General features: G+C 59.1%; 21 protein-coding genes and 1 pseudogene. 9 read left to right on the top strand and 13 right to left on the bottom strand.

Annotation, left to right across the window (positions count from 1 at the left end; genetic code table 11):
• Positions 1 to 2 precede the first annotated feature (2 nt).
• From tolQ to aspS, 7 genes are all read right to left on the bottom strand, one after another.
• Positions 3 to 698: a protein TolQ gene (gene tolQ / locus AERO9A_RS03410; RefSeq protein WP_159970495.1), complete on the bottom strand. Its 696-nt coding sequence runs from the start codon at positions 696 to 698 to the stop codon at positions 3 to 5.
• A 2-nt stretch (positions 699 to 700) separates the two neighbouring features.
• Positions 701 to 1,153 (bottom strand): tol-pal system-associated acyl-CoA thioesterase, encoded by a 453-nt coding sequence (gene ybgC, locus AERO9A_RS03415; protein WP_159970496.1) that lies wholly within the window; start codon positions 1,151 to 1,153, stop codon positions 701 to 703.
• Positions 1,154 to 1,206: 53 nt separating this feature from the next.
• Positions 1,207 to 2,259: a Holliday junction branch migration DNA helicase RuvB gene (gene ruvB, locus AERO9A_RS03420; protein WP_159970497.1), complete on the bottom strand. Its 1,053-nt coding sequence runs from the start codon at positions 2,257 to 2,259 to the stop codon at positions 1,207 to 1,209.
• 13 nt (positions 2,260 to 2,272) lie between these two features.
• A complete protein-coding gene (gene ruvA, locus AERO9A_RS03425; RefSeq protein WP_159970498.1) occupies positions 2,273 to 2,878 on the bottom strand; it encodes a Holliday junction branch migration protein RuvA in 606 nt (201 codons plus the stop codon).
• 18 nt (positions 2,879 to 2,896) lie between these two features.
• Positions 2,897 to 3,421 (bottom strand): crossover junction endodeoxyribonuclease RuvC, encoded by a 525-nt coding sequence (gene ruvC, locus AERO9A_RS03430; protein WP_159970499.1) that lies wholly within the window; start codon positions 3,419 to 3,421, stop codon positions 2,897 to 2,899.
• Positions 3,422 to 3,641: 220 nt separating this feature from the next.
• Positions 3,642 to 4,391, bottom strand: coding sequence for a YebC/PmpR family DNA-binding transcriptional regulator (locus AERO9A_RS03435; RefSeq protein ID WP_159970500.1), 750 nt, complete (start codon positions 4,389 to 4,391; stop codon positions 3,642 to 3,644).
• Positions 4,392 to 4,560: 169 nt separating this feature from the next.
• Positions 4,561 to 6,336, bottom strand: a complete 1,776-nt coding sequence (gene aspS, locus AERO9A_RS03440) for an aspartate--tRNA ligase (protein WP_159970501.1) — start codon at positions 6,334 to 6,336, stop codon at positions 4,561 to 4,563.
• 363 nt (positions 6,337 to 6,699) lie between these two features.
• Here aspS and AERO9A_RS03445 point away from each other — a divergent pair, with 363 nt between their 5' ends.
• The 4 genes and pseudogenes from AERO9A_RS03445 to AERO9A_RS22395 all read left to right on the top strand — a co-directional run bounded on the left by AERO9A_RS03445 (position 6,700) and on the right by AERO9A_RS22395 (position 9,099).
• A complete protein-coding gene (locus AERO9A_RS03445; protein ID WP_159970502.1) occupies positions 6,700 to 7,170 on the top strand; it encodes a Dps family protein in 471 nt (156 codons plus the stop codon).
• Positions 7,171 to 7,265: 95 nt separating this feature from the next.
• Entirely contained in the window at positions 7,266 to 8,333 is a 1,068-nt protein-coding gene (locus tag AERO9A_RS03450) for a GGDEF domain-containing protein (protein WP_159970503.1), read from the top strand.
• Positions 8,334 to 8,475: 142 nt separating this feature from the next.
• Positions 8,476 to 8,733: pseudogene (locus tag AERO9A_RS22615) on the top strand (cold shock domain-containing protein membrane protein); the annotation flags it as partial.
• Positions 8,734 to 8,862: 129 nt separating this feature from the next.
• Positions 8,863 to 9,099: a cold-shock protein gene (locus AERO9A_RS22395; protein ID WP_256665851.1), complete on the top strand. Its 237-nt coding sequence runs from the start codon at positions 8,863 to 8,865 to the stop codon at positions 9,097 to 9,099.
• A 56-nt stretch (positions 9,100 to 9,155) separates the two neighbouring features.
• Here AERO9A_RS22395 and AERO9A_RS03460 read toward each other — a convergent pair whose 3' ends face one another.
• On the bottom strand, positions 9,156 to 9,362 hold the full coding sequence (locus tag AERO9A_RS03460) for a SlyX family protein (RefSeq protein WP_159970505.1): 207 nt from the start codon (positions 9,360 to 9,362) through the stop codon (positions 9,156 to 9,158).
• Entirely contained in the window at positions 9,359 to 9,790 is a 432-nt protein-coding gene (locus tag AERO9A_RS03465) for an HIT domain-containing protein (RefSeq protein ID WP_159970506.1), read from the bottom strand. The genes AERO9A_RS03460 and AERO9A_RS03465 overlap by 4 nt, the downstream gene beginning before the upstream one ends.
• Positions 9,791 to 10,458: 668 nt before the next feature.
• Between AERO9A_RS03465 and AERO9A_RS03470 the strand changes: the two genes are divergently transcribed.
• From AERO9A_RS03470 to AERO9A_RS03480, 3 genes are all read left to right on the top strand, one after another.
• A complete protein-coding gene (locus tag AERO9A_RS03470; RefSeq protein WP_159970507.1) occupies positions 10,459 to 11,742 on the top strand; it encodes an OprD family porin in 1,284 nt (427 codons plus the stop codon).
• Positions 11,743 to 12,169: 427 nt separating this feature from the next.
• Positions 12,170 to 13,885: a proline--tRNA ligase gene (locus AERO9A_RS03475; protein ID WP_159970508.1), complete on the top strand. Its 1,716-nt coding sequence runs from the start codon at positions 12,170 to 12,172 to the stop codon at positions 13,883 to 13,885.
• A gap of 23 nt (positions 13,886 to 13,908) precedes the next feature.
• Complete coding sequence (locus AERO9A_RS03480) at positions 13,909 to 14,862, top strand: hypothetical protein (RefSeq protein ID WP_159970509.1); 954 nt, start codon at positions 13,909 to 13,911, stop codon at positions 14,860 to 14,862.
• Between the two features lie 21 nt (positions 14,863 to 14,883).
• On the opposite strand, the gene AERO9A_RS03485 is transcribed toward AERO9A_RS03480, so the two are convergent.
• Positions 14,884 to 15,564: a bifunctional 2-polyprenyl-6-hydroxyphenol methylase/3-demethylubiquinol 3-O-methyltransferase UbiG gene (locus AERO9A_RS03485; RefSeq protein ID WP_159970510.1), complete on the bottom strand. Its 681-nt coding sequence runs from the start codon at positions 15,562 to 15,564 to the stop codon at positions 14,884 to 14,886.
• Between the two features lie 186 nt (positions 15,565 to 15,750).
• Here AERO9A_RS03485 and AERO9A_RS03490 point away from each other — a divergent pair, with 186 nt between their 5' ends.
• Together AERO9A_RS03490 and AERO9A_RS03495 are read left to right on the top strand one after the other, a co-directional pair.
• Positions 15,751 to 18,819: a transglycosylase domain-containing protein gene (locus AERO9A_RS03490; RefSeq protein WP_178111088.1), complete on the top strand. Its 3,069-nt coding sequence runs from the start codon at positions 15,751 to 15,753 to the stop codon at positions 18,817 to 18,819.
• Positions 18,820 to 18,906: 87 nt separating this feature from the next.
• A complete protein-coding gene (locus tag AERO9A_RS03495; RefSeq protein WP_159970512.1) occupies positions 18,907 to 19,785 on the top strand; it encodes an alpha/beta hydrolase in 879 nt (292 codons plus the stop codon).
• Here the strand turns inward: AERO9A_RS03495 and AERO9A_RS03500 are convergent.
• The 3 genes from AERO9A_RS03500 to AERO9A_RS03510 form a co-directional block, all read right to left on the bottom strand.
• Positions 19,778 to 19,996, bottom strand: coding sequence for a VF530 family DNA-binding protein (locus AERO9A_RS03500; RefSeq protein ID WP_159970513.1), 219 nt, complete (start codon positions 19,994 to 19,996; stop codon positions 19,778 to 19,780). The genes AERO9A_RS03495 and AERO9A_RS03500 overlap by 8 nt on opposite strands.
• Before the next feature lie 80 nt (positions 19,997 to 20,076).
• Positions 20,077 to 21,561 carry a sodium/proline symporter PutP gene (gene putP, locus AERO9A_RS03505; protein ID WP_159970514.1) on the bottom strand — a complete coding sequence of 495 codons (1,485 nt, stop codon included), beginning with the start codon at positions 21,559 to 21,561 and terminating at the stop codon, positions 20,077 to 20,079.
• A 494-nt stretch (positions 21,562 to 22,055) separates the two neighbouring features.
• The gene (locus AERO9A_RS03510) at positions 22,056 to 23,180 is read right to left on the bottom strand and encodes a GNAT family N-acetyltransferase (RefSeq protein WP_159970515.1); all 1,125 of its coding nucleotides are present in this window, start codon (positions 23,178 to 23,180) and stop codon (positions 22,056 to 22,058) included.
• Positions 23,181 to 23,316 lie beyond the last annotated feature (136 nt).

Raw genomic sequence — 23,316 nt, forward strand, 5'->3', positions numbered from 1 at the left:
CCTTATTCGTCCGAGGTGTGCACTTTGCGGTGCAGGATGGCCTGGAACTCGTCAGCGAAGGTGTAGTAACGACCGATCAGCATTTCGCCACGAGCGGAGAAACGGTTGTAGGCAATCACCGCCGGGATCGCGGCAAACAGACCGATTGCCGTGGCGATCAGTGCTTCGGCGATACCCGGAGCAACAGTAGCCAGGGTGGCTTGCTGCACCTGAGCCAGACCGCGGAAGGAGTTCATGATGCCCCACACGGTACCGAACAAGCCGATATAAGGACTGGTGGAGCCAACGGTCGCCAGGAACGGCAGCGCGGTTTCCAGTTTTTCTTCCTCACGGGAGATAGCCACACGCATAGCGCGAGCGACACCATCCATCACCGCACCAGGATCGACGCCCGGCTGCTGGCGCAGACGCGAGAACTCTTTGAAGCCAGCGCGGAAAATTTGCTCCAGCCCCGAATCAGGGTCCGGGTTGCTACCGGCCTGACGGTAGAGCTTGGACAGATCGATGCCTGACCAGAAACGATCCTCAAAGTTATCCAGCGCACGCTTGGCTGCACGCACCGCGTTACTGCGCTGAAAGATCATCACCCAGGAAATGATTGATGCACTCACCAGGGTGAGCATCACCAACTGCACCACCAGACTGGCGTTACTGATCAGACTCCACATCGACATGTGGTCAACGGCGTTGGCTTCCACGCTTACTCTCCTGCTGCAATTTGATCTGGCACCTGCGACCCCGCCAATGCATTACGCATCGACTCGGGAATAGCTCGGGGCTTCAAGTTTTCGGTGCACACACAGGCCACCAGGAACTGCCCCTCACAGAGCAGCACATCATCCGCGGCCCGCCTGACCTGTTGACGAAAGCGCAGGCTGGCACGGTTTAATTCGATTACATCAGCGCTGACCAGCAACTCGTCATCCAAACGTGCCGGGGCGTGGTAGCGCGCCTCGGTCGAATGCACGACAAACAACAAGCCCTCACCGGCCAACGTCGACTGGGCATAACCCAGCTCACGCAGGCGCTCGGTGCGAGCCCGTTCCATGAATTTGAGGTAGTTGACGTAGTAGACGATGCCACCGGCATCAGTGTCTTCGTAATAGACCCGACAGCGGTAACTGAACGGCTGGACTCCGTTTTGCGCGCGCATACTCTATGCCTGCCTCTTGGACTTGCCAATCCAGGCCGGTAACAATTTTTTAGTCATTGCTCACCTGTGGAAAAAAGGTCAGGCGCCGACGACTCACCAAGGCGCTTGGGAATGTTCAGACCGAAGTGCAAATAGGCATGTCGGGTGACCACGCGCCCACGCGGAGTACGCATCATGTAGCCCTGCTGAATCAGGTAGGGCTCCAGTACATCTTCAATGGTATGACGCTCCTCACCAATGGCTGCGGCCAGGCTGTCCAGCCCTACCGGGCCACCGTCAAATTTCTCGATCATTGCCAGCAGCAAGCGCCGGTCGGAGTGATCGAAACCATGCTCGTCGACATCCAACAGGTTCAATGCCTGATCGGCAGTGGCCTGGGAAATCTGGCCATTGCCACGCACCTCAGCGAAATCTCGCACGCGGCGTAGCAGGCGGTTGGCAATACGCGGCGTACCACGCGCGCGGCGGGCGATCTCGTAGGCGCCCTTGGCTTCGATAGGCAAACCGAGAATCCCGGCAGAACGCGAAACGATGGTCGCAAGATCGTCGATACCGTAGAACTCCAAGCGCTGCACGATACCGAAGCGATCACGCAACGGATTGGTCAGCATCCCAGCTCGAGTCGTCGCGCCGACCAGGGTGAACGGCGGCAGATCCAGCTTGATCGAGCGAGCGGCAGGCCCCTCACCGATCATGATGTCGAGCTGAAAGTCTTCCATGGCCGGATACAGCACTTCTTCGACCACCGGCGATAGGCGATGAATTTCGTCAATGAACAAAACATCACCACTATCCAAGTTGGTCAGCAGCGCGGCCAAGTCCCCCGGTCGCTCCAGCACCGGCCCCGAGGTCGATTTGATGGAGCTGCCCATTTCCTGAGCGATGATATTGGCCAGAGTGGTCTTGCCTAGGCCCGGCGGGCCGAAGATCAAGGTGTGGTCGAGCGCTTCAGCTCTGCCACGCGCCGCCTGGATGAACAGCCCCATCTGCTCGCGTACCACAGGCTGACCAATATAATCCGCCAGCCGCAGAGGGCGAATGGCTCTGTCCTGCTGCTCTTCACGCTCACGCGGGCTAGCGGTGATCAGGCGATCAGCTTCGATCATCGATTACTTTCCATTAGGCCATTGCGCGCAATGCGCGACGAATCAAATCTTCACTGGTCAATCCATCCTCCTTGACGGCAGCGATGGCCCGACTGGCCTCCTGCGGCTTATAGCCAAGAGAGATGAGCGCACTAACAGCATCATTCTCCGCGCTTGAGACTGCCTGCGCCCGCTGAGGTTCAACCACCAAGGGTGCAATGGACGGAATCGACTCCCAAGCCTTGAAGCGATCCTTGAGCTCGACCAGCAAGCGCTCGGCTGTTTTTTTGCCCACGCCCGGCACCTTGACCAGCGCCGCCGTGTCCTGCGCCTGCACGCAACGCACCAACTCATCAACCTCAAGACCAGACATCAATGCCAGCGCCAGCTTCGGCCCTACGCCGTTGAGGCGGATCAACTCGCGAAACAGCTCCCGCTCGCGCTTCTCGAAGAAGCCATACAGCAGGTGCGCGTCCTCACGAATCACCAGATGGGTATGTAGGGTAACCGCCTCACCCACCGAAGGCAGACGATAAAGGGTGGTCATCGGCACTTCCAGTTCGTAACCGACGCCATTCACATCCAGAAGCAAATGCGGCGGCTGCTTCTCCGCCAGGGTGCCGCGCAAACGTCCGATCACCAGAAATTCCTTAGCAGGTTATAAACGAAGACGACCACCGCGCCGCTTGGCGCTGGCCAGACCATGAGGAATCAGACTCTGCCGATGATGGGCATGACACAAGGCAATACCCAAGGCATCCGAGGCATCGATCTGCGGCTTTTGCACCAGCCCCAGCAGATGCATGACCATCATCTGCACCTGCTGCTTGTCAGCAGCCCCCGTGCCCACGACCGCCTGCTTGACCTGAGTAGCGGTGTATTCGCTGATTTCCAGCCCCGCCTCGATCCCCGCGACGATGGCGGCACCACGCGCCTGCCCGAGCTTGAGCGCAGAGTCGGCATTACGCGCCATGAAGACCTGCTCGATGCCCATGGTGACCGGGCCATAGGTGCGTATCACCTCACCGACACCACGAAAGACGATCTGCAAACGCTCGGCAAGCGGCCCATTGCCAGTACGAATGCAGCCGGAGGCGACGTACTCGCAGCCACGTCCGGTATCGCGTACCACGCCATAGCCGGTGATACGCGAGCCGGGATCGATTCCTAGGATGAGGGTCATGTCGGCAACTGTCTATTTATCCAGTTGGCGAGTATACGGGCGTCCACATGCGCCGTCACTCGTGACGCACTGGCAGAACCCGAGAAAACCGCAGAGCAAACGCAGGGTGGGAGGCGTAGGGTGGGCGTAGGGTGGGCTTCAGCCCACCAAGACCGCCTGGCATGACGAACCCAAGCGGATCACCGCCAGCCCACCCTACGCATGCGGGCGACGAGCCGACTCAGCCGAGCTGCTCCATGATCTCGTCGGAGACTTCAGCGTTGTGGTAGACGTTTTGCACGTCATCCAAGTCTTCGAGCATGTCGATCAGCTTGAACACCTTTTGCGCAGTTTCTAGGTCACCAATTGGCGCACTGATCGAGGGGATCATGGCGATATCCGCCTCTTCCCCCTTGAAACCAGCCGAACTCAGCGCCTCGTTCACGGCGTGAAACTCGGTGAAACTGGTCGACACCAGCGCCGAGCCATCCTCGCCCATTTCCACGTCATCGGCACCCGCCTCCAACGCAGCCTCCATCAAGGCATCCTCATCGACACCTGACGCGAAGCTGATCTGCCCCTTGCGCTCGAACATATAAGCCACCGAGCCATCGGTGCCCAGATTGCCGCCACACTTGGTGAAGGCATGCCGCACTTCCGCCGCAGTACGGTTGCGGTTATCGGTCATCACTTCAACGATGATCGCCACGCCGCTCGGCGCATAACCTTCGTAGCTGAACTCGACGACGTTGTCGGCTTCGTTGTTGCCAGCACCACGGGCGATGGCGCGATCAATCACGTCACGCGACATATTGTTAGTCAGCGCCTTGTCCACGGCCAAGCGCAGACGCGGGTTATCCGCAGGGATCGGGCCGCCATGCTTGGCGGCGACCGTCAGCTCACGAATCAGTTTGGTGAAAATCTTGCCCCGCTTGGCGTCCTGACGACCCTTGCGGTGCTTGATATTGGCCCATTTGGAATGACCAGCCATAACTCACTCCATCTTTTTCAAAACAGACTACAACCGGCGCAAGCCGAGATGAAAACCGTCGCGAGCGCAGGTCAGGCAAGGCGGAAAGAAGTGAGAAAGCGCAGTTTGCTGACGCAAATGAGCATTTCGAACCTCTTTCCAACGCAGCATGACCAAGCGCAGCAGGTTATCACTCGGCTTTGGGTTGCTCGCGCAGACGAATGTGAAGCTCGCGCAGCGACTTGGCATCCACCACACCCGGCGCCTGAGTCATAACGCAGGCCGCGCTCTGAGTTTTCGGGAAGGCAATCACTTCGCGAATCGACTGCGCACCGGTCATCAGCATCACCAGACGATCCAGACCAAAGGCCAGACCACCATGAGGTGGCGCACCGAACTTCAGCGCATCGAGCAGGAAGCCGAACTTCTCCTGCTGCTCAGCCTCATCGATGCCCAGTACACGGAAAACGGTTTGCTGCATGGCCTTATCGTGAATACGAATGGAACCGCCACCCAGCTCAGTACCGTTGAGCACCATGTCGTAAGCACGCGACAGCGCGGCAGCCGGGTTGGCCTCCAGCTCTGCCGGAGTGCACTTAGGCGCCGTGAACGGGTGATGCATGGCGGTCAGGCTGCCGTCGTCGTTTTCCTCGAACATCGGGAAGTCGACAACCCACAACGGCGCCCATTCGCAGGTCAGCAGGTTCAGATCGTGACCCAGCTTGATGCGCAGTGCGCCCAGCGCTTCGGAGACGATCTTGGCCTTGTCGGCGCCGAAGAACACGATATCGCCATCGACCGCACCGACGCGATCGAGGATCACGTTGATGTTGTCCAGCGGGATGTTCTTGACGATCGGCGACTGCAGACCATCGACACCGGCAGCGCGCTCGTTGACCTTGATGTAAGCCAGCCCCTTGGCGCCGTAGATACCGACGAACTTGGTGTAATCATCGATCTGCTTGCGTGGCATGCTCGCCCCACCCGGCACGCGCAGCGCGGTCACGCGGCACTTCGGATCGTTGGCCGGGCCGGCGAAGACCTTGAACTCGACATCCTTGAGCTGATCCTCAACGTCGACCAGCTCCATCGGAATGCGCAGGTCCGGCTTGTCCGAACCAAAGCGGCGCATGGCCTCGGCCAGGGTCATGTGCGGCAGCTCGCCGAACTCGACATCCAGCACTTCCTTGAACAAGTTGCGCACCATGGTCTCAGTCAGCCCCATGATGTCCGCTTCATCGAGGAAGCTGGTTTCAATGTCGATCTGGGTAAATTCCGGCTGACGATCAGCGCGCAGGTCTTCGTCACGGAAGCACTTGGCAATCTGGTAGTAACGGTCGAAGCCAGCAACCATCAGCAACTGCTTGAATAGCTGCGGCGACTGCGGCAGGGCGAAGAAGCTACCGGCGTGAGTGCGACTCGGCACCAGGTAGTCACGCGCGCCCTCAGGAGTAGCGCGGGTTAGGATCGGCGTCTCGACGTCGAGGAAGCCGTTTTCATCCAGGTAACGACGGATGCTCGAGGTGATGCGCGAACGCAGCTTGAGCTTCTCGGCCATCTCCGGGCGGCGCAGGTCGATGAAGCGGTAGCGCAGGCGGGTTTCTTCGCCAACGTCGGTATACTCGTTGAGCGGGAACGGCGGGGTTTCCGCTTCGTTGAGCACTTCCAGCTCATAGCCCAGCACTTCGATAGCGCCGGATGCCATGTTGGCATTGCGCGCACCTTCAGGGCGCAAACGCACTTTACCGGTGATTTTGACCACGTACTCGCTGCGCACACGGTCAGCTTTGGCGAAAGTCTCGGCACGATCCGGGTCGAACACCACCTGTGCCAGACCTTCACGATCACGGATATCGAGGAAGATCACCCCGCCATGGTCACGGCGACGGTGGACCCAGCCGCAAAGGGTGATTTCCTGGCCATCCAGGCTCTCGTTCAACTGGCCGCAATAGTGGCTGCGCATCATGATCGTGTTTCGCTTCTCTAAGGTCTTGGACAGGTCAGGTCTCGCCCGGCTCGCTTGAGCTTGGGCTGGCGCCGAACTGCACGCTTGGCGTGCACCCAGCTTTGACAAAGCGCGGGATTATATAGCCTAAATCGCCTCGACGCAGCCGCAAGGCAGCACCCGAAGCGCATTTGCACAAATGATTTAGCAAGCGACCAAGCACCATCAGACCAGGCTTTTAGGACGAGAATGAACTCGATGCTATTAATAGCCTCAGAATATTCATGTAATTGATATAAGCCAAAACGGACTCAATCACCACCGTGCTAGGCTTTGCGCAAAATCGGGACAGCCATTTCCCGAGCCACATGAAAGGAGAAAACCATGGATATAAACATCGGAATCGCCGAGCAGGACCGCGCCGACATCGCCGAAGGCCTCTCGCGCTTGCTGGCCGATACCTACACCCTCTACCTGAAAACCCATAACTTTCACTGGAACGTGACCGGCCCGATGTTCAACACCCTGCATCTGATGTTCGAAGGGCAGTACACCGAGCTGGCCCTGGCTGTAGACGCAATCGCAGAGCGCATCCGCGCTCTCGGCTTCCCAGCGCCAGGCACCTATGCTGCGTACGCACGCCTATCTTCGATCAAAGAAGAAGAAGGCGTGCCAAACGCAGAAGGCATGATCAAACAACTGGTTGAAGGCCAAGAGGCCGTCGTACGCACAGCGCGCGGTATTTTCCCGCTGCTGGACAAAGTCAGCGATGAGCCTACGGCAGATCTGCTCACCCAGCGCATGCAAGTTCATGAAAAAACTGCCTGGATGCTACGCAGCCTCCTTGCAGCCTGATTAACATAAAGGCCCGGCTCGCCGGGCCTTTTCAATAGCCCTGCAACGCGCACTGATCTATGCTGTACACACAGTGACCACGCCACAGTGCACGTATGCCCCCGCCCTCCAAGACCCCAACCGTCCTCGAACTCTTCCCCGAGGAAACCCGCGAAGCGGCTGAACTGCTAAAGCAAGCCGTTCCCCTGATGGTGCGCCACGAAATCCCCCCTAACCCCGTGCATTACGCACTGTGGTATTGCTACAGCAAAGGCAGCGACCCTGAACTCAATCGACGCCTGGATAAAGTGGTCGAAGACTTCGATGCCTTCCCGCCAGAGATCGCAACCAAGCTGTTTCGTGAATACGTGATACACGGCGAGCTCGAACAAGCACGCGCCAACCAGCAGCAGGTCATCGAACTGGTCGATGACATCGAAGATGACGTCTCGCGTAGTGTAAGCGGCAGCCAGAACTATCAACTCAGCCTGGCGCAAGGCTTGAGCGCATTACAGGAACCAATCATCGACGACCTGCCCAACGTGCTCAACGACCTGCAGGAAAGCACTCAGCTCATGCAGGATCAGCAAGAAAAATTTCTCTACCGTTTGCGCGCCGCACAGAACGAAATCCATCACCTGCGCAGCCAACTGGAACGCGCCCACCTCGCCGCGACCCTGGACAGCCTGACCCGCGTATTCAACCGCCACGCCTTCACCCGCCTGCTGGATCAGGCACTGGATGAATCCAGCACAGGCCTGGCCCTGGTCATACTGGACATCGATCACTTCAAGCAATTCAACGATCAATACGGCCACCCACTGGGTGACCGCGTACTGCAACACGTCGGACAATTGCTTCGCGATCAACTGCCAGCGCACGCCTTCGCCGCACGCTATGGCGGAGAGGAGTTCTGCGTGGTACTGCGCAATAGCGCCACTTTCGAGGATGCCCACCGTTTTGCTGACCTTTTGCGCAACAAAATCCAGGCCCTGCGAGTGAAGGTACGCAGCACCGATCAGGTTCTAGACAGCATCACCGCATCCTTCGGCGTCGCCATGGCAGAACCAGGCGACACATTCGAAACCCTGCTCACCCGAGCCGATGACGCACTCTACCAAGCCAAGCGCGGCGGTCGTAACCAGGTTCACCCACTACTCAGCGAAAGCATGCTAAGCGCTTGATTTGAGTAGCCCCTACCTTTGCTGTTAAATACGCCGCGCGCGTCGCGCTCTCTACCTGCGACGACATGGCCCCGCGCCGCGACGGCCACATACCCATACCATTACCTGTAATGTCACCCTTGAATCAGTGAGCTCGTTGAATATGTTGAAAATCGCCCACCTACTGGTGGGGCTTGCCGCCCTGCTACTCTCTCTATTTTTCGGCCTAAGCGCACCAGAAGGATTATTGGCCACACCAGATGCGCTGTATTTGGCCTTGATCGCCCTGCTCAATCTCGCCCTTGCCCCAAGCGCCCCACACAAACACCAGCAACTACAAAGCGTCGCAGGCACCCTGCTAATTCTGGCAGCCGGACTACAAACCCTGGTCCTGCTCGCCCCCCTGCCAAGCATCGGTAACCACCCTGCGATCTGGCTGAGCCTGCTGATTACCAGTCTCGCAGTGGCACTGCACTTGATTAGCCAGCTTCCACGCAGCGAGCGCACCACCAACGCCCCCAAAACCGAAGCGCCAGTGCAAACCCCAAGCATCAGCGCCCCGGAAGAGGAACGAGAAACCGGCACCGTGAAGTGGTTCAACACATCCAAAGGCTTCGGCTTTATTTCTCGCGACTGTGGCGAAGATATTTTCGTGCACTTTCGCGCGATTCGCGGAGAAGGCCACCGTGTACTGGTCGAAGGCCAACGTGTGGAGTTCTCCGTGATGCAACGCGACAAGGGCCTGCAGGCGGAAGACGTTATCGCCGCTGCTCCAGCGCGCCGCTAAATAGCACGCTAGAAAAGAAAAGCCCGCGCTAAAAAACGCGGGCTTTTCTTTGCTGATCAATAATGCGGCGGCGGCGCATCGCTTTCGACGATACCGACCTGCCCCTGCAACTCTTCCTGACGCCGCGCCAATGCCGCTAGCTGCAACTGCAAGCGCTCAATGCGCTTTTGCTGCTCGACCAACTCATCATTGAGCGCCTGAATAGTGTCATCCTGAAACGCCAAACGACTTTCCAACTCAGTTACGCGCGCCTCCAGGCTCATACAACATCCTCCGCAAAATGGAAGCTGTCCGTCAGCACCAAGCGCAGCTTGTGCTTGAGCACCTCGATCTGCTCAGACGTATAAGCAACAGCCGGATGCCGCCCCCAGACCGGGGCAGGCCAGGCCAGATCACCCTGTTTGCGCACAATCACATGCATGTGCAACTGGCTCACCACATTGCCAAGCGTCGCAACATTCATCTTGTCTGCGGCAAAAGTATCCTTCAGCGTTTCGGCTAGCAGCGTCGTCTCCAGCCAGAGTTGACGCTGATCCTCAGCATCCAACTGAAACAGCTCGCTAACCTCCTCACGCCTGGGCACGAGAATGAACCAGGGATACTGGGCATCATTCATCAACAACAAGCGACTCAACGGAAAGTCTCCAACCAACAGGCAGTCCTGCTGCAAACGTGAATCCAGCGTGAACATGACATCTCTCCTATACAGCCTTGCCACAAGCTTAGCGCGGGCGAACACCCCAATCAGAAGTCGCGCAGCATACGCAGAGCACGCCGCCAGAGCACCCGAAAAACGCGCACCAGATAGAGGCGCACCAGCAAACACACCGCATAGACGCGCACCATTTTGTTTCCTAACGTAATACCCGGCACCATGCGTTACCGACAACGCGCCTTCAAGACAGCGCGCCAAACTGACTTCCCGCCTCCAAGAAAAACAAGGTTCGAGCGAACCTAGACCAAGCCTCACGGGGCCTAACCCCAGCCAGACGTGCATCCGAGCAGACAGAGAGCGGTAAAAATCAACAAATTAGCTCGCCAAGATGAAATTGTGCACGACTCTTGCTAACACTCTCAGCAATGCTCGGTAAGCCGTGCAGTCGACCAATAACAGCGGCATCTGGCACCCACCAAGTCGCGAAGGCGTCGGGCTGACATAGCACAAGAAGCAGAGCTATACATTTGCGACATTCTTCCAGCTCGATGCGACATGAGCCTCAAGAAGTCGTCAGAGATAGACTGTAACTATCGCCAACATTGGCCGAGTGCTATAAGTTAGCGCCGACACAAAAAGAAAGAGCCGCCCATATAACAAAATAGTGGGCAGCGCAACTCTTCCAAACCAAAGGAGCAATCACGATGCAAGTGATGAAGTGGAGCGTAATCGCCCTGGCAGTAGCTGCGGGCACCAGCCAACTGGCCTTCGCCAGCGCGCAGTCCGAGTCGAACGGTTTCATTGAAGACAGCAGCTTCAATATCCTGAACCGTGCCTTGTACCACAACCGCGATTACAAGAATGGTGCAAGCACCCTCACAGACTCAGCCTCGACCAAACGTAATGGCTACAGCGAAGAGTTCGGTCTGGGTATTCGCCTGATGTATGAGTCTGGCTTCACCCAAGGTACCGTTGGCGTAGGTGTTGACGCCCACTCCCTGAGCAGCATCAAGCTTGATACAGGTAAAGGCCGCGCCGGCATTGGCCAATTCTCCAGAAATGGTGAAGGTGAAGCCGAGGACACCCAAAGCGAAGTCGGCGGCGCTATCAAGTTCCGCGTATCTGATACCGTACTAAAGTATGGCAACCAGATTGTAGCCAGCCCCGTTTTCTCCACTGACGATGCCCGGATCCTTCCAGAAGTAGCCACTGGCACCTTGATTACCAGCAATGAGATTGAAGGCCTCGAGCTAACAGCAGGTCGTTTCACCGCCATCAGCCGCCAGACAGGAACAGGCCGTGATGGCCGAGAGCTGACTGAGGCAAATATCGTTGGCGCCAACTACAGCTTCACTGAAAACTTCAGCGGCGGCGTACATGCGTCGGATGTCGAAGATCACTTCAAGAAGAAGTATGTCAACCTGAACTACAATCTGCCTCTAGCAGAAAGCCAGGCTCTGAACTTTGATTTCAACGCTTACAAAACCGACGATGACGGTCGCAAACTGTCAGGCGATATCGATAACAAGATTTGGAGCCTTGCTGCTGCTTATTCCTTCGGCGCACACAAGCTGACCCTGGCTCACCAGCGCTCTTCGGGTAATTCTTCTTACGCCTACGGCGTTGATGGCGGCGGTAGTATTTTCCTCGCTAACTCCATTCAGTACTCTGACTTTGACCGCGAAGATGAGCGTTCCTGGCAAGTACGATATGACATCAACATGGCTGAGTACGGTGTCCCCGGCCTGAGCTTCATGACTCGCTATGTCACCGGCGACAACATCAATTACGGCGCAGGCACCGAAGAAGGCAAAGAGAAGGAGTTCAACTTCGAAACCAAGTACGTCATACAGGAAGGTGCAGCTAAAGACCTGTCCTTCCGTCTTCGTAGCGCCATCTATCGCGCCAATAGCATTCAGAATGCTAACTATGGTTCCGACAACAATGACTTCCGCGTAATTATTGAATACCCGTTGGAAGTCCTGTAAGGATCAAAGTTGCTAGTTCAAGCAGCCTAAGCTTCATAGAAGTCTCAGGTGCGCCTGATCGGTAGAAAGAGAATCCGATGCTTGAAAACAAGCATCGGATTTTTTATACACCCTTCAACAATTAAACATTATCGCAACTACATACCTGCGAGTTTTTCCTAACAAGTCAATCTTTATACATGTAGCTTTCGTATCATTTGCAAACTCACGGCAATATAGAAACGTCAAGCACACAGTTTTTTTCGAGTCAATCATGCTCAGATAACCTTGGCTATCGAGGGAGCACCCTGAATCAGGGATTGCACCTCACTCTAGCCACTCCCTATACCTCCCCCCAATGAACGTCGCTGCGTCCTGTACGCCACTGTATAGGCACCGTACAATGCCGCCCTACTCCAAGCCCTCGTAATCGACAGAACGGCCAAACATGCGTACCAGTCAGTTCCTGCTCTCGACCCTGAAAGAAACCCCTTCCGATGCCGTGGTGATCAGCCACCAACTGATGCTGCGTGCCGGCATGATCCGCAAGCTGGCCTCTGGCCTGTACACCTGGCTGCCGATGGGCCTGCGCGTGCTGCGTAAGGTGGAGAACGTGGTGCGCGAAGAGATGAACGCTGCTGGCGCCCTGGAAGTGCTGATGCCCGCCATCCAGCCAGCCGAGCTGTGGCAGGAATCCGGTCGCTGGGTGCAATACGGCCCCGAGCTGCTGCGCATCAAGGATCGTCATGATCGCGAGTTCTGCGTCGGCCCAACCCACGAGGAAGTCATCACCGACTTGGCCCGCAATGAGCTGAACAGCTACAAGCAGTTGCCAATCAACTTCTACCAGATCCAAACCAAGTTCCGTGACGAGATTCGTCCGCGCTTCGGCCTGATGCGCGGACGCGAGTTCCTCATGAAGGACGCTTACTCCTTCCATGCTGACCAGGCTTCCCTGCAGGAAACCTACGACCGCATGCATCAGGCGTACTGCAACGTATTCACCCGCCTGGGTCTGAATTTCCGCCCGGTGCAGGCCGATACCGGCTCCATCGGCGGTACTGGCTCGCATGAATTCCATGTGCTGGCCGACTCCGGCGAAGACGATATCGCCTTCAGCGACAGCTCCGACTACGCCGCCAACATCGAGAAGGCCGAAGCCCTGCCGCGCGAGAAAGTGCGCCCGGCACCGACCGAAGAACTGCGCCTGGTCGACACCCCAAATGCGAAAACCATCGCCGCTCTGGTCGAAGGCTTCAACCTGCCGATCGAGAAGACCATCAAGACCCTGATCGTGCATGCTGCCGAAGAAGGCAAGCTGATCGCCCTGGTAGTGCGTGGCGACCATGAGCTCAACGAGATTAAGGCCGCCAACCTGGAGCAGGTCGCCAACCCGCTGACCATGGCCAGCGACGCCGAGCTGCGCGCCGCCATCGGTGCCGGTGCAGGTTCCCTCGGCCCGCTGAATCTACCGCTGCCCATCATCATCGACCGCTCCGTGGAACTGATGAGCGACTTCGCTATTGGCGCCAACATCGACGACAAGCACTACTTCGGCGTCAACTGGGAGCGCGACCTGCCGGTGCCGACCGTAGCCGACCTGCGCAATGTCGTTGAAGGCGATCCGAGCCCCGATGGCCAAGGCACGCTGGTAATCAAGCGCGGCATCGAAGTCGGCCACATCTTCCAGCTCGGCACCAAGTACAGCGAAGCGATGAACTGCCAGGTGCTGGGCGAGAACGGCAAACCGGTAGTCCTGACCATGGGCTGCTACGGCATCGGCGTTTCCCGCGTGGTTGCTGCCGCCATCGAGCAGAACTTCGATGAGCGCGGCATTCGCTGGAACGACGCCCTGGCGCCCTTCCAGATCGCTCTGGTGCCACTGCGCTACGAAACCGAGCAAGTGCGCGAAGCCACCGACAAGCTCTACGCCGAACTGACCGCTGCCGGTTACGAAGTGCTGCTGGACGATCGCGACAAGAAGACCAGCCCCGGCATCAAGTTCGCCGACATGGAGCTGATCGGCATTCCGCATCGCATCGTGGTCAGCGATCGCGGCCTGGCCGAGGGCAACCTCGAATACAAGAGCCGCGCCGAAACCGAACCGCAGTCCATCGCCCTGGCCGACGTTCTGCCCTTCCTGCAAGCCCGTATCAGCCGCTGATCACACCGCACCGTCGAGCCATCATGCACACGAGCTACAACCTTCGTTTCATCGGCGCCGCCCTGTGCGGCGCCTTTTTCCTCAGCGGTTGCGCCAATCACCTACCGCAACGCAGCGAGCATGAGGAGCGCGTCGAGCGCAAACTGCTGGATCACACCCTGCAGATCGACGTGGGTGAACCCAAGGTGCTGGAGTTGCCGCAACGGCGCGTTCGTGTGCATGAACAAAAAAGCTTCGAAGTCACCGATTTCGAGGTCACTCGCCGCTACGACCGCTATACCCCCTATCAGCCATGGCGCGAAATTTATGAAGTGCCCATGGGCGCCGTTGCTGTGGTCGCCGGTGTCGGCGCCAACGTGCTCAACGTGGCGTTACTCGGCAGCCTGCCGGAAACCGCGACGCGCGACTGGATCAGCTACGGCATGGCGGGCCTCAACCCGTTCATGAACGTGGAGTCCAACGGTCGCGCCGAGCAGAACCTGGCCAGCATCGACGAAGTGCAGCAGGATCGGCACATGGAATACAGCAACCTGCCGTGGGCCGAACGCCCAGTACAGGTCACAGCCGGCCAACAGCAGTTCGAGCTACTGACTGACCGTAATGGTGTGCTACGCCTGAACCTGTTGGACAGTCCTTTCAGCGAACAGGATGTTGGCCGTATCAGCAGCCTGCAGTTGAGCATTGAGGACGAGCAAGGTGAAGCAAAGGCCGAAGCCAATCTCGTGGTCAGCCATACCCTGCGCGGCAAACTGCACGAAGCTCACGATCTGATCTTCGAGGACTTGGAAGGCGGCGACGTGGCGCAGTGGGTGCATCGCGTCAAGCGCTTGTCCGACCTTGGCCTTGAGGAAGAAGCCAGTGAGCTGGAACAAAGCCTGATCGAGCTGACGCGCAACGATCCAGAGCTGCAGGACGCCTTCCTCAAAGCGCTCTTGCATGATGCCGGTAGGCTGGCAGCCGACCCAGAGGCACGCTGAGGGCACGGCCCTTGAAGCGGCTTACAGTGGTTTGAGCAACAGCAACAGGGAAACCGGCTGTACGCTCTCCGGGTGCAATGGTTCCTGCAGCCACTCCAGGCGCCAGCCGGTGGCTGCAATCAAACTCAGCCAGGACTGCAGGGTGCGGAAGAACCAGGGCATAGGCGCCTGAAAGCCCTCACCGAAACCGACGAAATCTTCGACGCGCCAACCATCCTGATACGGTTCGCCATGGCGCGCCCGCCAGGGGTGCAGCGTTTGGATCAACAGGCAGCCATTGGGCGCCAGGAGCGGGTGCAAGTTGCGCATCAATGCATCGAGTGGCTCCTCAAGCAACGCAAAATTGCATACCAACACCTCGAACTGACCCAACTGCTCAGCCTGGCCTTGCAGCTCTGCATAGCCACAGACACGGTACTGGCTGCCCCCCTTGCAGGCGGCACGCGCCTTTTCGATCAGAGGGGCAGAAGCATCCACGCCAACAGACGTAATGCCATGCTCAGCCAGGCCTCTGCATAGCCACCCCTCACCACAGCCAATGTCGAGCACACGACTCGGTTGCAAGGCCAGCACCGCCTGCAGGATCGCAGCATCCGTCACCAGGCGTCGGCTCTCAATGCGTTGCTCGCGCACGGCGGCAGCCCAGGCATCGGCGTTAGCCTGCCAACTCATCCTCAGTTGCTCACGGTGATCTCGCTGCATACACACGTCCGCACACGGGTTTGCCAAACATTCTATGGTTTGCACGACCCGCAATGGCATGGCGCCACGCAGATGATCGCCCGGCAACGATGCCAGACGCGATCTAGACTGTCATCAACGACCAGGCGAGCATTTGCTCACAGGTTGCGTCCCGTGCGCTCAAACCGGCATGCAGTGGGGGCGATGATGAGTACAGCGCAATCATTCGATCCTGACCAGCATGCATGGATTGCCAAACCGTCGCCGACACGGCGCCGCAAATGGCTGCTTTACCTGCTGCTGACGAGCCTTTTGCTGGGCAGCAGCAGCCTGCTGGTTTTCGAGCTGCGCAGCTCGCACTTCCAGGCACGCGAAATCAGCCGTTACGCCGCGACACTGACTTACGCGCTGCAACCCGGCCCAAGCCCAGCCATTGACTACCCGCATGACGGCCCATTCGATAAACGCCAGGGCTATGCCTACCTACCATTGCTGCTCGAACGCCTGCAGCAGCGTGACTTCCATATCAGTGAACAGGTGCGTTTCTCGCCTGCCCTGATGCGCTATAGCCAACAAGGCTTCTTCCCGCCCTACCAGGAGAAAAGCAGCGTCGGCCTGACCCTGACTGATTGCCGTGGCCTGCCGTTCTATGCATTTCACTACCCACGGCAGGGCTATACAGACTTTGCCGCGATCCCGCCGCTGGTGGTCAACAGCCTGCTGTTCATCGAAAACCGTCACCTGCTCACTCAGGATCAACCTCAAGCCAACCCGGCAGTGGACTGGCCTCGTTTCGCCATGGCGGCGCTGTCGCAGATGGGCAAGTTCCTCGACTTCGAAGGGCAGTCGGCAGGCGGCAGCACCCTGGCCACGCAGTTAGAGAAATACCGACATTCCCCCGATGGGCTCACCCTGTCAGCCGGCGACAAGCTGCGGCAAATGGTCTCTGCCAGCGTCCGCGCCTATCAGCAAGGGCCGCAGACCCTGGCTGCGCGCCAATTGATCGTACGCGACTACCTCAACAGCGTGCCGTTATCGGCTGCCCCCGGACACGGTGAGGTGCATGGCGTAGCCGATGGCCTGCGCATCTGGTACGGCGCCGATTTCGACCAGGTCAATGCGCTACTCGATCCATCGCGTACGCCCCAGGCCAGCCTGGCCGAACGCGGTCTGGCCTTGCGCCAGGTATTGGCTCTGATGATCGCCCAGCGGCGGCCCACCTACTACCTGGCCCAGGGACGCAAGGATCTGCAAGCGCTGACCGACAGTCACCTGCGCCTACTGGCCAGTGCGGGAGTAATCGATAGCGCCCTGCGTGACGCCGCCTTGAGCCAGCCCATGCACTATCGCGACTGGGAACTGCAGCCTCCCCTGCGTACGGTGGAAAGCGACAAAGGCATCAGCGTGGTGCGCTCTCGTCTTTCCGCCTTGCTCGGCTTGCCACTGTACGACCTCGACCGGCTTGATCTGACCGCCCAAAGCACTCTGCAGCGCGATCTACAGCAAGCCGTCAGCGCCTACCTGCAACGGCTGGCCGATCCAGCCTTTGCCGGCCAGATCGGCCTGTTCGGCGAGCGCCTGCTGTCAGCGGAGAAAACCGCCGAAGTGCGTTACAGCTTCACCCTCTTCGAACGCACGCCAAACGGCAGCCGGGTTCGTGTACAAACCGACAGCACCGACCAGCCCTTCGATATCAACGAAGGCAGCAAACTGGAGTTGGGCTCAACTGCCAAGCTGCGCGTGCTGGCGACCTACCTGGAGATCATCGCTGAACTGCACCAGCGCTACGCTGGCAAGAGCAACGCCGAGCTGGATGCACTGGACATCGCCAAGCAGGATTACCTGAGCCGCTGGAGTCTCGATTACTTGCGCAGCCATCCAGGCGCCGATCTGACCGCCATGCTCGATGCAGCCCTGGAACGGCGCTATTCGGCCAATCCGCAGGAGCGCTTCTTCACCGGCGGAGGCCTTCACACCTTCGGTAACTTCCGCCGCGAAGACAATGGGCGCAACCCCACGCTGCGCGAAGCCCTGCGTGAATCGATCAATCTGCCCTTCGTCCGCCTGATGCGTGATTTGGTGCGCTACAGCACCTACCAGAACAGCGCCGAGCTACTGCATGACGACAGCGATCCGCGTCGCCTGAAGTACCTGCAGCGCTTTGCCGACCGCGAAGGACGAACCTTCCTTCTGCGCTTCTGGCGCAAGTATCAGGGCCAGGCAGCACAACAACGCCTGGACACCTTCCTCAGCGGCCTGCGGCAAACGCCGGTACGCCTGGCGGCCATACACCGCTACCTGCAACCCCAGGCCGATCACGCCACCTTCGCCGCCTTCCTGCGCGCACAACTGCCACAAGAGACGCTCAGCGAGGTACGTCTTGCCCAGCTCTACAGCGCCTACGGGCCAGGAGCCTACAGCCTGCCGGATCAAGGCTACATCGCCCGTGTGCATCCGCTGGAGCTATGGCTGCTGGGCTTTCTTGCCGATAACCCACAGGCCACTTTTGAGGATGCGGTGACCGCCAGTTTCGACAAACGCCAGGAGGTGTACGGCTGGCTGCTGCGCAGTCGCCACAAGAGCGCCCGCGACAGTCGTATTCGCATCATGCTGGAAGTCGAAGCCTTCTCCGACCTGCATCGGCGCTGGAAAAAACTCGGCTACCCCTTCGCTCATCTGGTGCCATCCCTGGCCACCGCACTCGGCAGTTCGGGAGATCGCCCGGCAGCACTGGCCGAACTCATGGGCATCATTCTCAACGACGGCATTCGTCAGCCCGTGCTACGGGTCGATGCCCTGCATTTTGCAGCAGACACCCCTTATGAAACGCGCCTACAAAACGATGGTGGTCAAACCCGCCAGGTGATGGCCCCGGAAGTGGCAGCGGCTCTGCGCGGCGCACTTTCTCAAGTCGTCGAGGGTGGCACCGCACGGCGACTGCAGGGCAGCTTCCAACTACCCGATGGGCAACCCCTGACTCTCGGCGGCAAGACCGGCACAGGCGACAATCGCATCGAAAGCGTCGGTGCTGGTGGCCGCGTGTTGAGTTCGCACGCCATGAACCGCACCGCGACCTTCGTGTTCTATCTCGGGCCCAATCACTACGGCACTCTGACGGCATTCGTTCCGGGGCGCGCGGCCGAGCGCTTTACCTTCACCTCGGCGTTGCCGGTGCAGGTGCTCAAAGGGATGGCGCCATTGCTTGCACCCTACTTGCAAGCAGGCAACGCGACACACTGCCAGGCGCCCGATACACCACTGCCCAGCAGCCAGTAATACGCGGTAACTCTCGGCGACTGGTCAGGCGCACATGCGCCTGCCAGGGTCACGCTTATTCCGCATTCGCCCCTTTTCGGAGTCGCCATGTCCGCGCTTACCCTGTTGCGTCGCCGACGCATGAGCCTGCTGGCTCTGTTGTGCCTGGCCATCGTTCTACCCATCGGCTGCGCCAAACTGGAAGAAACCGAGCGCAAGCTGGTATTTCGCATCGAGCCTGGCACCGCGCGCTGGTTCAGCGGCCTGCCTGTAGGGGTGAAGGAAAGCGAACTGCAATCATCAGCCCTGGCTCCCGGCGAAAGCCTGCATGCCTGGTGGTGGCCAGCCGCGCGTGAGAATGCGCCAACACTGCTGTACCTGCACGGCTCACGCTGGAACCTGACCGGGCAACTGTTTCGCATTGAGCGCCTGCATGCCATGGGCTTTGCCGTGTTGGCCATCGATTACCGTGGCTTTGGCCAGAGCCAGGGGCAGTTGCCCTCCGAGGGCAGTGTTTATCAGGACGCGCGCATCGCCTGGGAACATCTCGCCAGCCTGCAACCCGATGCAGGCAAACGCTTTATCTACGGTCACTCCTTAGGCGGCGCGGTAGCTGTCAACCTGGCTCACGAACTGGCACAAGAGCCGTCTACACCACAGGCTGGCGGTTTGATCGTCGAATCCAGCTTCACCAATCTGGCAGAGGTAACCCAGGCCGTCACCAACACCGCCTGGCCGCTGCACTGGTTGTTGTCGCAGGAGTTCGACTCACTGAGCAAGATCAGCGATGTCGGCGTTCCAGTCCTGATCGCCCATGGACAGAATGACCGCTTCGTACCGGCACGTTTCAGTGAGGCGTTGTACGCCGCAGCCAGTGAGCCCAAACGCCTGTTGCTGATCAATGGCGCCAACCATAACAACGGCCTGAGCATGGCCGGCAATCGCTACCGCCAGGCATTACAGGCACTAGGCATCGCCCTCAACTGAGCGAGCGGAATGTCTGCAGATACAGCGCCTCGACCTTGGCGCGCGCCCAGGGCGTCTTGCGTAGGAAGGTCAGGCTCGACTTGATGCTCGGCTCATGCTTGAAGCAACGCACATCCACCTGCCGGGCCAACCCTTCCCAGCCAATGCGCTCAACCAAAGCCGTAAGAATGGTCTGCAAACTGAGGCCGTGCAGGGGGTCATTGCTGTGCATGGAGCTGTCCTGTTTTTACTGCGCCCAATAAAAAAGGCGATGACTGCAGCGCAATCATCGCCTTTTGTTCAACGGCCCGATTATACCGATTTGTACTCTTTCTCGGCCTGATCGAAGCGGCTGAGCATCGACTGGCTCGGCGCCTGGCCGATACGGCTGAAGATCACGATGGCCAGCGTAGCGAGGATGAAGCCCGGAATGATTTCGTACAGACCCAGACCGATCCAGTTCTTCCACACGATCACGGTGGCAGCCCCCACCAACATACCGGCCAGCGCGCCGTTACGGGTCATGCCTTTCCACAGCAGCGAGAGGATCACCACCGGGCCGAAGGCCGCGCCGAAACCAGCCCAGGCGTAAGACACCAGACCCAGCACACGGTTTTCCGGGTTGGCAGCCAAGCCAATAGCAATCAGCGCCACCAACAGCACCATGGCGCGGCCGACCCAAACCAGCTCGGTCTGCGAAGCGCCCTTGCGCAGGAAGGCCTTGTAGAAGTCCTCGGTCAGCGCACTGGAGCACACCAGCAATTGGCAGCTCAGGGTGCTCATCACCGCCGCCAGAATCGCCGACAGCAGGATACCGGCGATCCAGGGGTTGAACAGCAGCTTGGCCAGCTCGATGAATACCCGCTCCGGGTTCTCACCAACCGGGCCGGCGACATCAGGATGCGCCGAGAAGTAGGCGATACCGAAGAAGCCCACGGCCACGGCACCGGCCAGGGTCAGGATCATCCAGGCCATGGAAATGCGACGAGCAGCCGGGATCGACTTGACCGAGTCGGCAGCCATAAAGCGCGCCAGAATGTGCGGCTGGCCGAAGTACCCCAGCCCCCAGGCCATCAGCGAGATCACACCGATGAAGGTGGCGCCTTTGAGCATGTCGAAGTGACTCGGATCGACAGCCTCAATGGCCGTCATCGCCGGATCGAAACCACCAGTGCCGATCAGCACGAATATCGGCGTCAGGATCAGGGCAAAGATCATCAAAGAGGCCTGCACGGTGTCAGTCCAACTCACCGCCAGGAAGCCGCCAATGAAGGTGTAGGCAATGGTCGCAGCGGCGCCAGCCCACAGTGCGGTTTCGTAGGACATGCCAAACGTACTCTCGAACAAGCGAGCACCGGCCACCACACCCGAAGCACAGTAGATGGTGAAGAACACCAGAATCACCAGCGCCGAGAAGATGCGCAGGATACGGCTGTTATCCTCGAAGCGGTTGGTGAAATAGTCCGGCAAGGTCAGGGCGTTGCCGTTGTGCTCGGTCTGCACACGCAGACGGCCGGCCACGAACAGCCAGTTGAGGTAGGCGCCGATCACCAGACCAATAGCGATCCAGCTCTCGGAAATGCCGGCCACGAAGATGGCGCCCGGCAGCCCCATCAGCAGCCAACCACTCATATCGGAAGCGCCCGCAGACAACGCGGTGACGAAACTGCCCAGGCTGCGACCGCCAAGGATGTAGTCGGAAAGGTTCTTGGTGCGCAGATAGGCGATCAGGCCGATCAGCACCATGGCTGCGATGTACACCACGAAGGTGACGAGCATTGGAGTACTAGCTGTCATTGGGGTTATCCCCTCTCGTTTGTTGTTATCGGCATCGGGATCACCCCATGCCCTGATTGGCAAAAGCTCACTCGCACGCGGCAAGCGTCGGGCACCAATCACTTTCAGGCGGGCGTATGCATCAATCTGCCCCCCAATAGGCCAACGTACGGTAAACACCCTACGCTCCCCAGCAGCCGAAGCGCCGTAACGTGCAGGGTTTCGGCTGCAAACGGCCTCTTTCGGTCTAGCCCGGCATCCTGCGCCAACCAATCCAGACGCCCGAAAAACGGCCCGCTTGAAAGTGAAAGGCTGAATGTAGAGGCTCAGGCGCGCGAGCTTCTTGCAAAAAACTCTGGAGTTATTGCAAAAAACTCCGCGCAGGGGAACTTCTGCTGCATGCGCGATAGCGCTCCTGGCGCCGTCGGAAAAACCAAGCGCAGCAGCACGATGAGGCAGAGCTACAGCAGATCAAGCCGCGCCCTGGCGGTCTCGTCAGTGCCCGAGGCCCGCGATCATACCTGCCGATACGGTAGATGAACACGGGCCTGCTCGGCATAAGCGAGCACACCAACACGCTCCTGTTCGAGAAAGTCCGTCACGGCGGCGCGCAGGCCGGGATGACAGAGGTAATGCCAGGAGTGGGTGATGACGGGCTCGAAGCCACGAATCAACTTGTGCTCGCCCTGAGCACCGGCATCAAAGCGTTGATAGCCAGACTCGATGGCATACGCCATGCCCTGATAGAAGCAGGTTTCGAAGTGCAGCCGATCGAACTCAGTCAAACACCCCCAATAACGGCCATACAAGGTATCACCGCCGACCAGGCTGAACGCCATGGCCACCGCCCGCCCATGCTGACGTGCCAGCACCACGCGGATCGCTTCCGGCATACGCTCGGCCAGCAGGCTGAAGAATGCACGCGTCAGGTATGGCGCCTGGCCCCTGACGTGATAGGTGTTGGCGTAGCAGTGATAGACGAAGTCCCAGTCCGCTTCGCTCAACTGCGCGCCATGGCGCCAGTCGAAATCGATCCCCTGCCCCGCCACCTGCTCGCGCTCCTTGCGCATCTGCTTGCGCTTGCGCGAACTGAGCGCATCGAGAAAGTCCTGAAAATCGCGATAGCCGCGGTTGTGCCAATGAAACTGACAGCCCAGGCGCTGCAACCAGCCTTCTTGCGCCTCCAGCACCTGATCGCACGCCGCATGGGTAAAATTGACATGCAGGCTCGACAGCCCTTCAGCCTCCAAACCGCTGCTCAGTGCCACAAGCAACTGCGTGGCGGCCTGCGCCGAACCCAGCAGACGCGGCCCACTGACAGGCGAGAACGGCACAGCCCCCAGCAGCTTGGGGTAATAGGCAATACCCGCGCGATGGCAGGCATCAGCCCAGCCATGGTCGAACACATACTCACCGTAAGAGTGCTGTTTGAGATAGGCCGGAAGCGCCGCCTGGAGCTCACCGCGCTCGTCCACCCACAGCCGATGCGAGGGCTGCCAGCCACTGTGACCGCCCACGCTGCCGCTGTCTTCGAGCGCCGACAGAAAGGCATGGCGTAGGAAAGGCTGCGCCTCCGGCACCAGGGCGTCCCAACTATCGGCAGACAACGTATTGAGCGAGTCGACAAGCGTAATGGGCATAGGTCAAACCCCAAAACAGACACTTTAAAGCTCGCCGTGCCCCCACGGCAAACGCTGACCCAAGGTTCGCGCAGACTGAGCGCTACATGAAAAACCCCGCACGAGGGCGGGGTTCAACAGGGGTAAAACAGCGTTT

The sequence above is a fragment of the Pseudomonas sp. 8Z genome (assembly GCF_902506535.1).
GTDB lineage: Bacteria > Pseudomonadota > Gammaproteobacteria > Pseudomonadales > Pseudomonadaceae > Aquipseudomonas.

Bases quoted from the DNA above. Each gene is read 5' to 3' on its own strand.
- ybgC (WP_159970496.1), bottom strand. From the start codon at position 1,153: ATGCGCGCGCAAAACGGAGTCCAGCCGTTCAGTTACCGCTGTCGGGTC.
- ruvB (WP_159970497.1), bottom strand. From the start codon at position 2,259: ATGATCGAAGCTGATCGCCTGATCACCGCTAGCCCGCGTGAGCGTGAA.
- ruvC (WP_159970499.1), bottom strand. From the start codon at position 3,421: ATGACCCTCATCCTAGGAATCGATCCCGGCTCGCGTATCACCGGCTAT.
- AERO9A_RS03435 (WP_159970500.1), bottom strand. From the start codon at position 4,391: ATGGCTGGTCATTCCAAATGGGCCAATATCAAGCACCGCAAGGGTCGT.
- aspS (WP_159970501.1), bottom strand. From the start codon at position 6,336: ATGATGCGCAGCCACTATTGCGGCCAGTTGAACGAGAGCCTGGATGGC.
- AERO9A_RS03445 (WP_159970502.1), top strand. From the start codon at position 6,700: ATGGATATAAACATCGGAATCGCCGAGCAGGACCGCGCCGACATCGCC.
- AERO9A_RS03450 (WP_159970503.1), top strand. From the start codon at position 7,266: ATGCCCCCGCCCTCCAAGACCCCAACCGTCCTCGAACTCTTCCCCGAG.
- AERO9A_RS03460 (WP_159970505.1), bottom strand. From the start codon at position 9,362: ATGAGCCTGGAGGCGCGCGTAACTGAGTTGGAAAGTCGTTTGGCGTTT.
- AERO9A_RS03465 (WP_159970506.1), bottom strand. From the start codon at position 9,790: ATGTTCACGCTGGATTCACGTTTGCAGCAGGACTGCCTGTTGGTTGGA.
- AERO9A_RS03470 (WP_159970507.1), top strand. From the start codon at position 10,459: ATGCAAGTGATGAAGTGGAGCGTAATCGCCCTGGCAGTAGCTGCGGGC.
- AERO9A_RS03475 (WP_159970508.1), top strand. From the start codon at position 12,170: ATGCGTACCAGTCAGTTCCTGCTCTCGACCCTGAAAGAAACCCCTTCC.
- AERO9A_RS03480 (WP_159970509.1), top strand. From the start codon at position 13,909: ATGCACACGAGCTACAACCTTCGTTTCATCGGCGCCGCCCTGTGCGGC.
- AERO9A_RS03485 (WP_159970510.1), bottom strand. From the start codon at position 15,564: ATGCAGCGAGATCACCGTGAGCAACTGAGGATGAGTTGGCAGGCTAAC.
- AERO9A_RS03490 (WP_178111088.1), top strand. From the start codon at position 15,751: ATGAGTACAGCGCAATCATTCGATCCTGACCAGCATGCATGGATTGCC.
- AERO9A_RS03495 (WP_159970512.1), top strand. From the start codon at position 18,907: ATGTCCGCGCTTACCCTGTTGCGTCGCCGACGCATGAGCCTGCTGGCT.
- AERO9A_RS03500 (WP_159970513.1), bottom strand. From the start codon at position 19,996: ATGCACAGCAATGACCCCCTGCACGGCCTCAGTTTGCAGACCATTCTT.
- putP (WP_159970514.1), bottom strand. From the start codon at position 21,561: ATGACAGCTAGTACTCCAATGCTCGTCACCTTCGTGGTGTACATCGCA.
- AERO9A_RS03510 (WP_159970515.1), bottom strand. From the start codon at position 23,180: ATGCCCATTACGCTTGTCGACTCGCTCAATACGTTGTCTGCCGATAGT.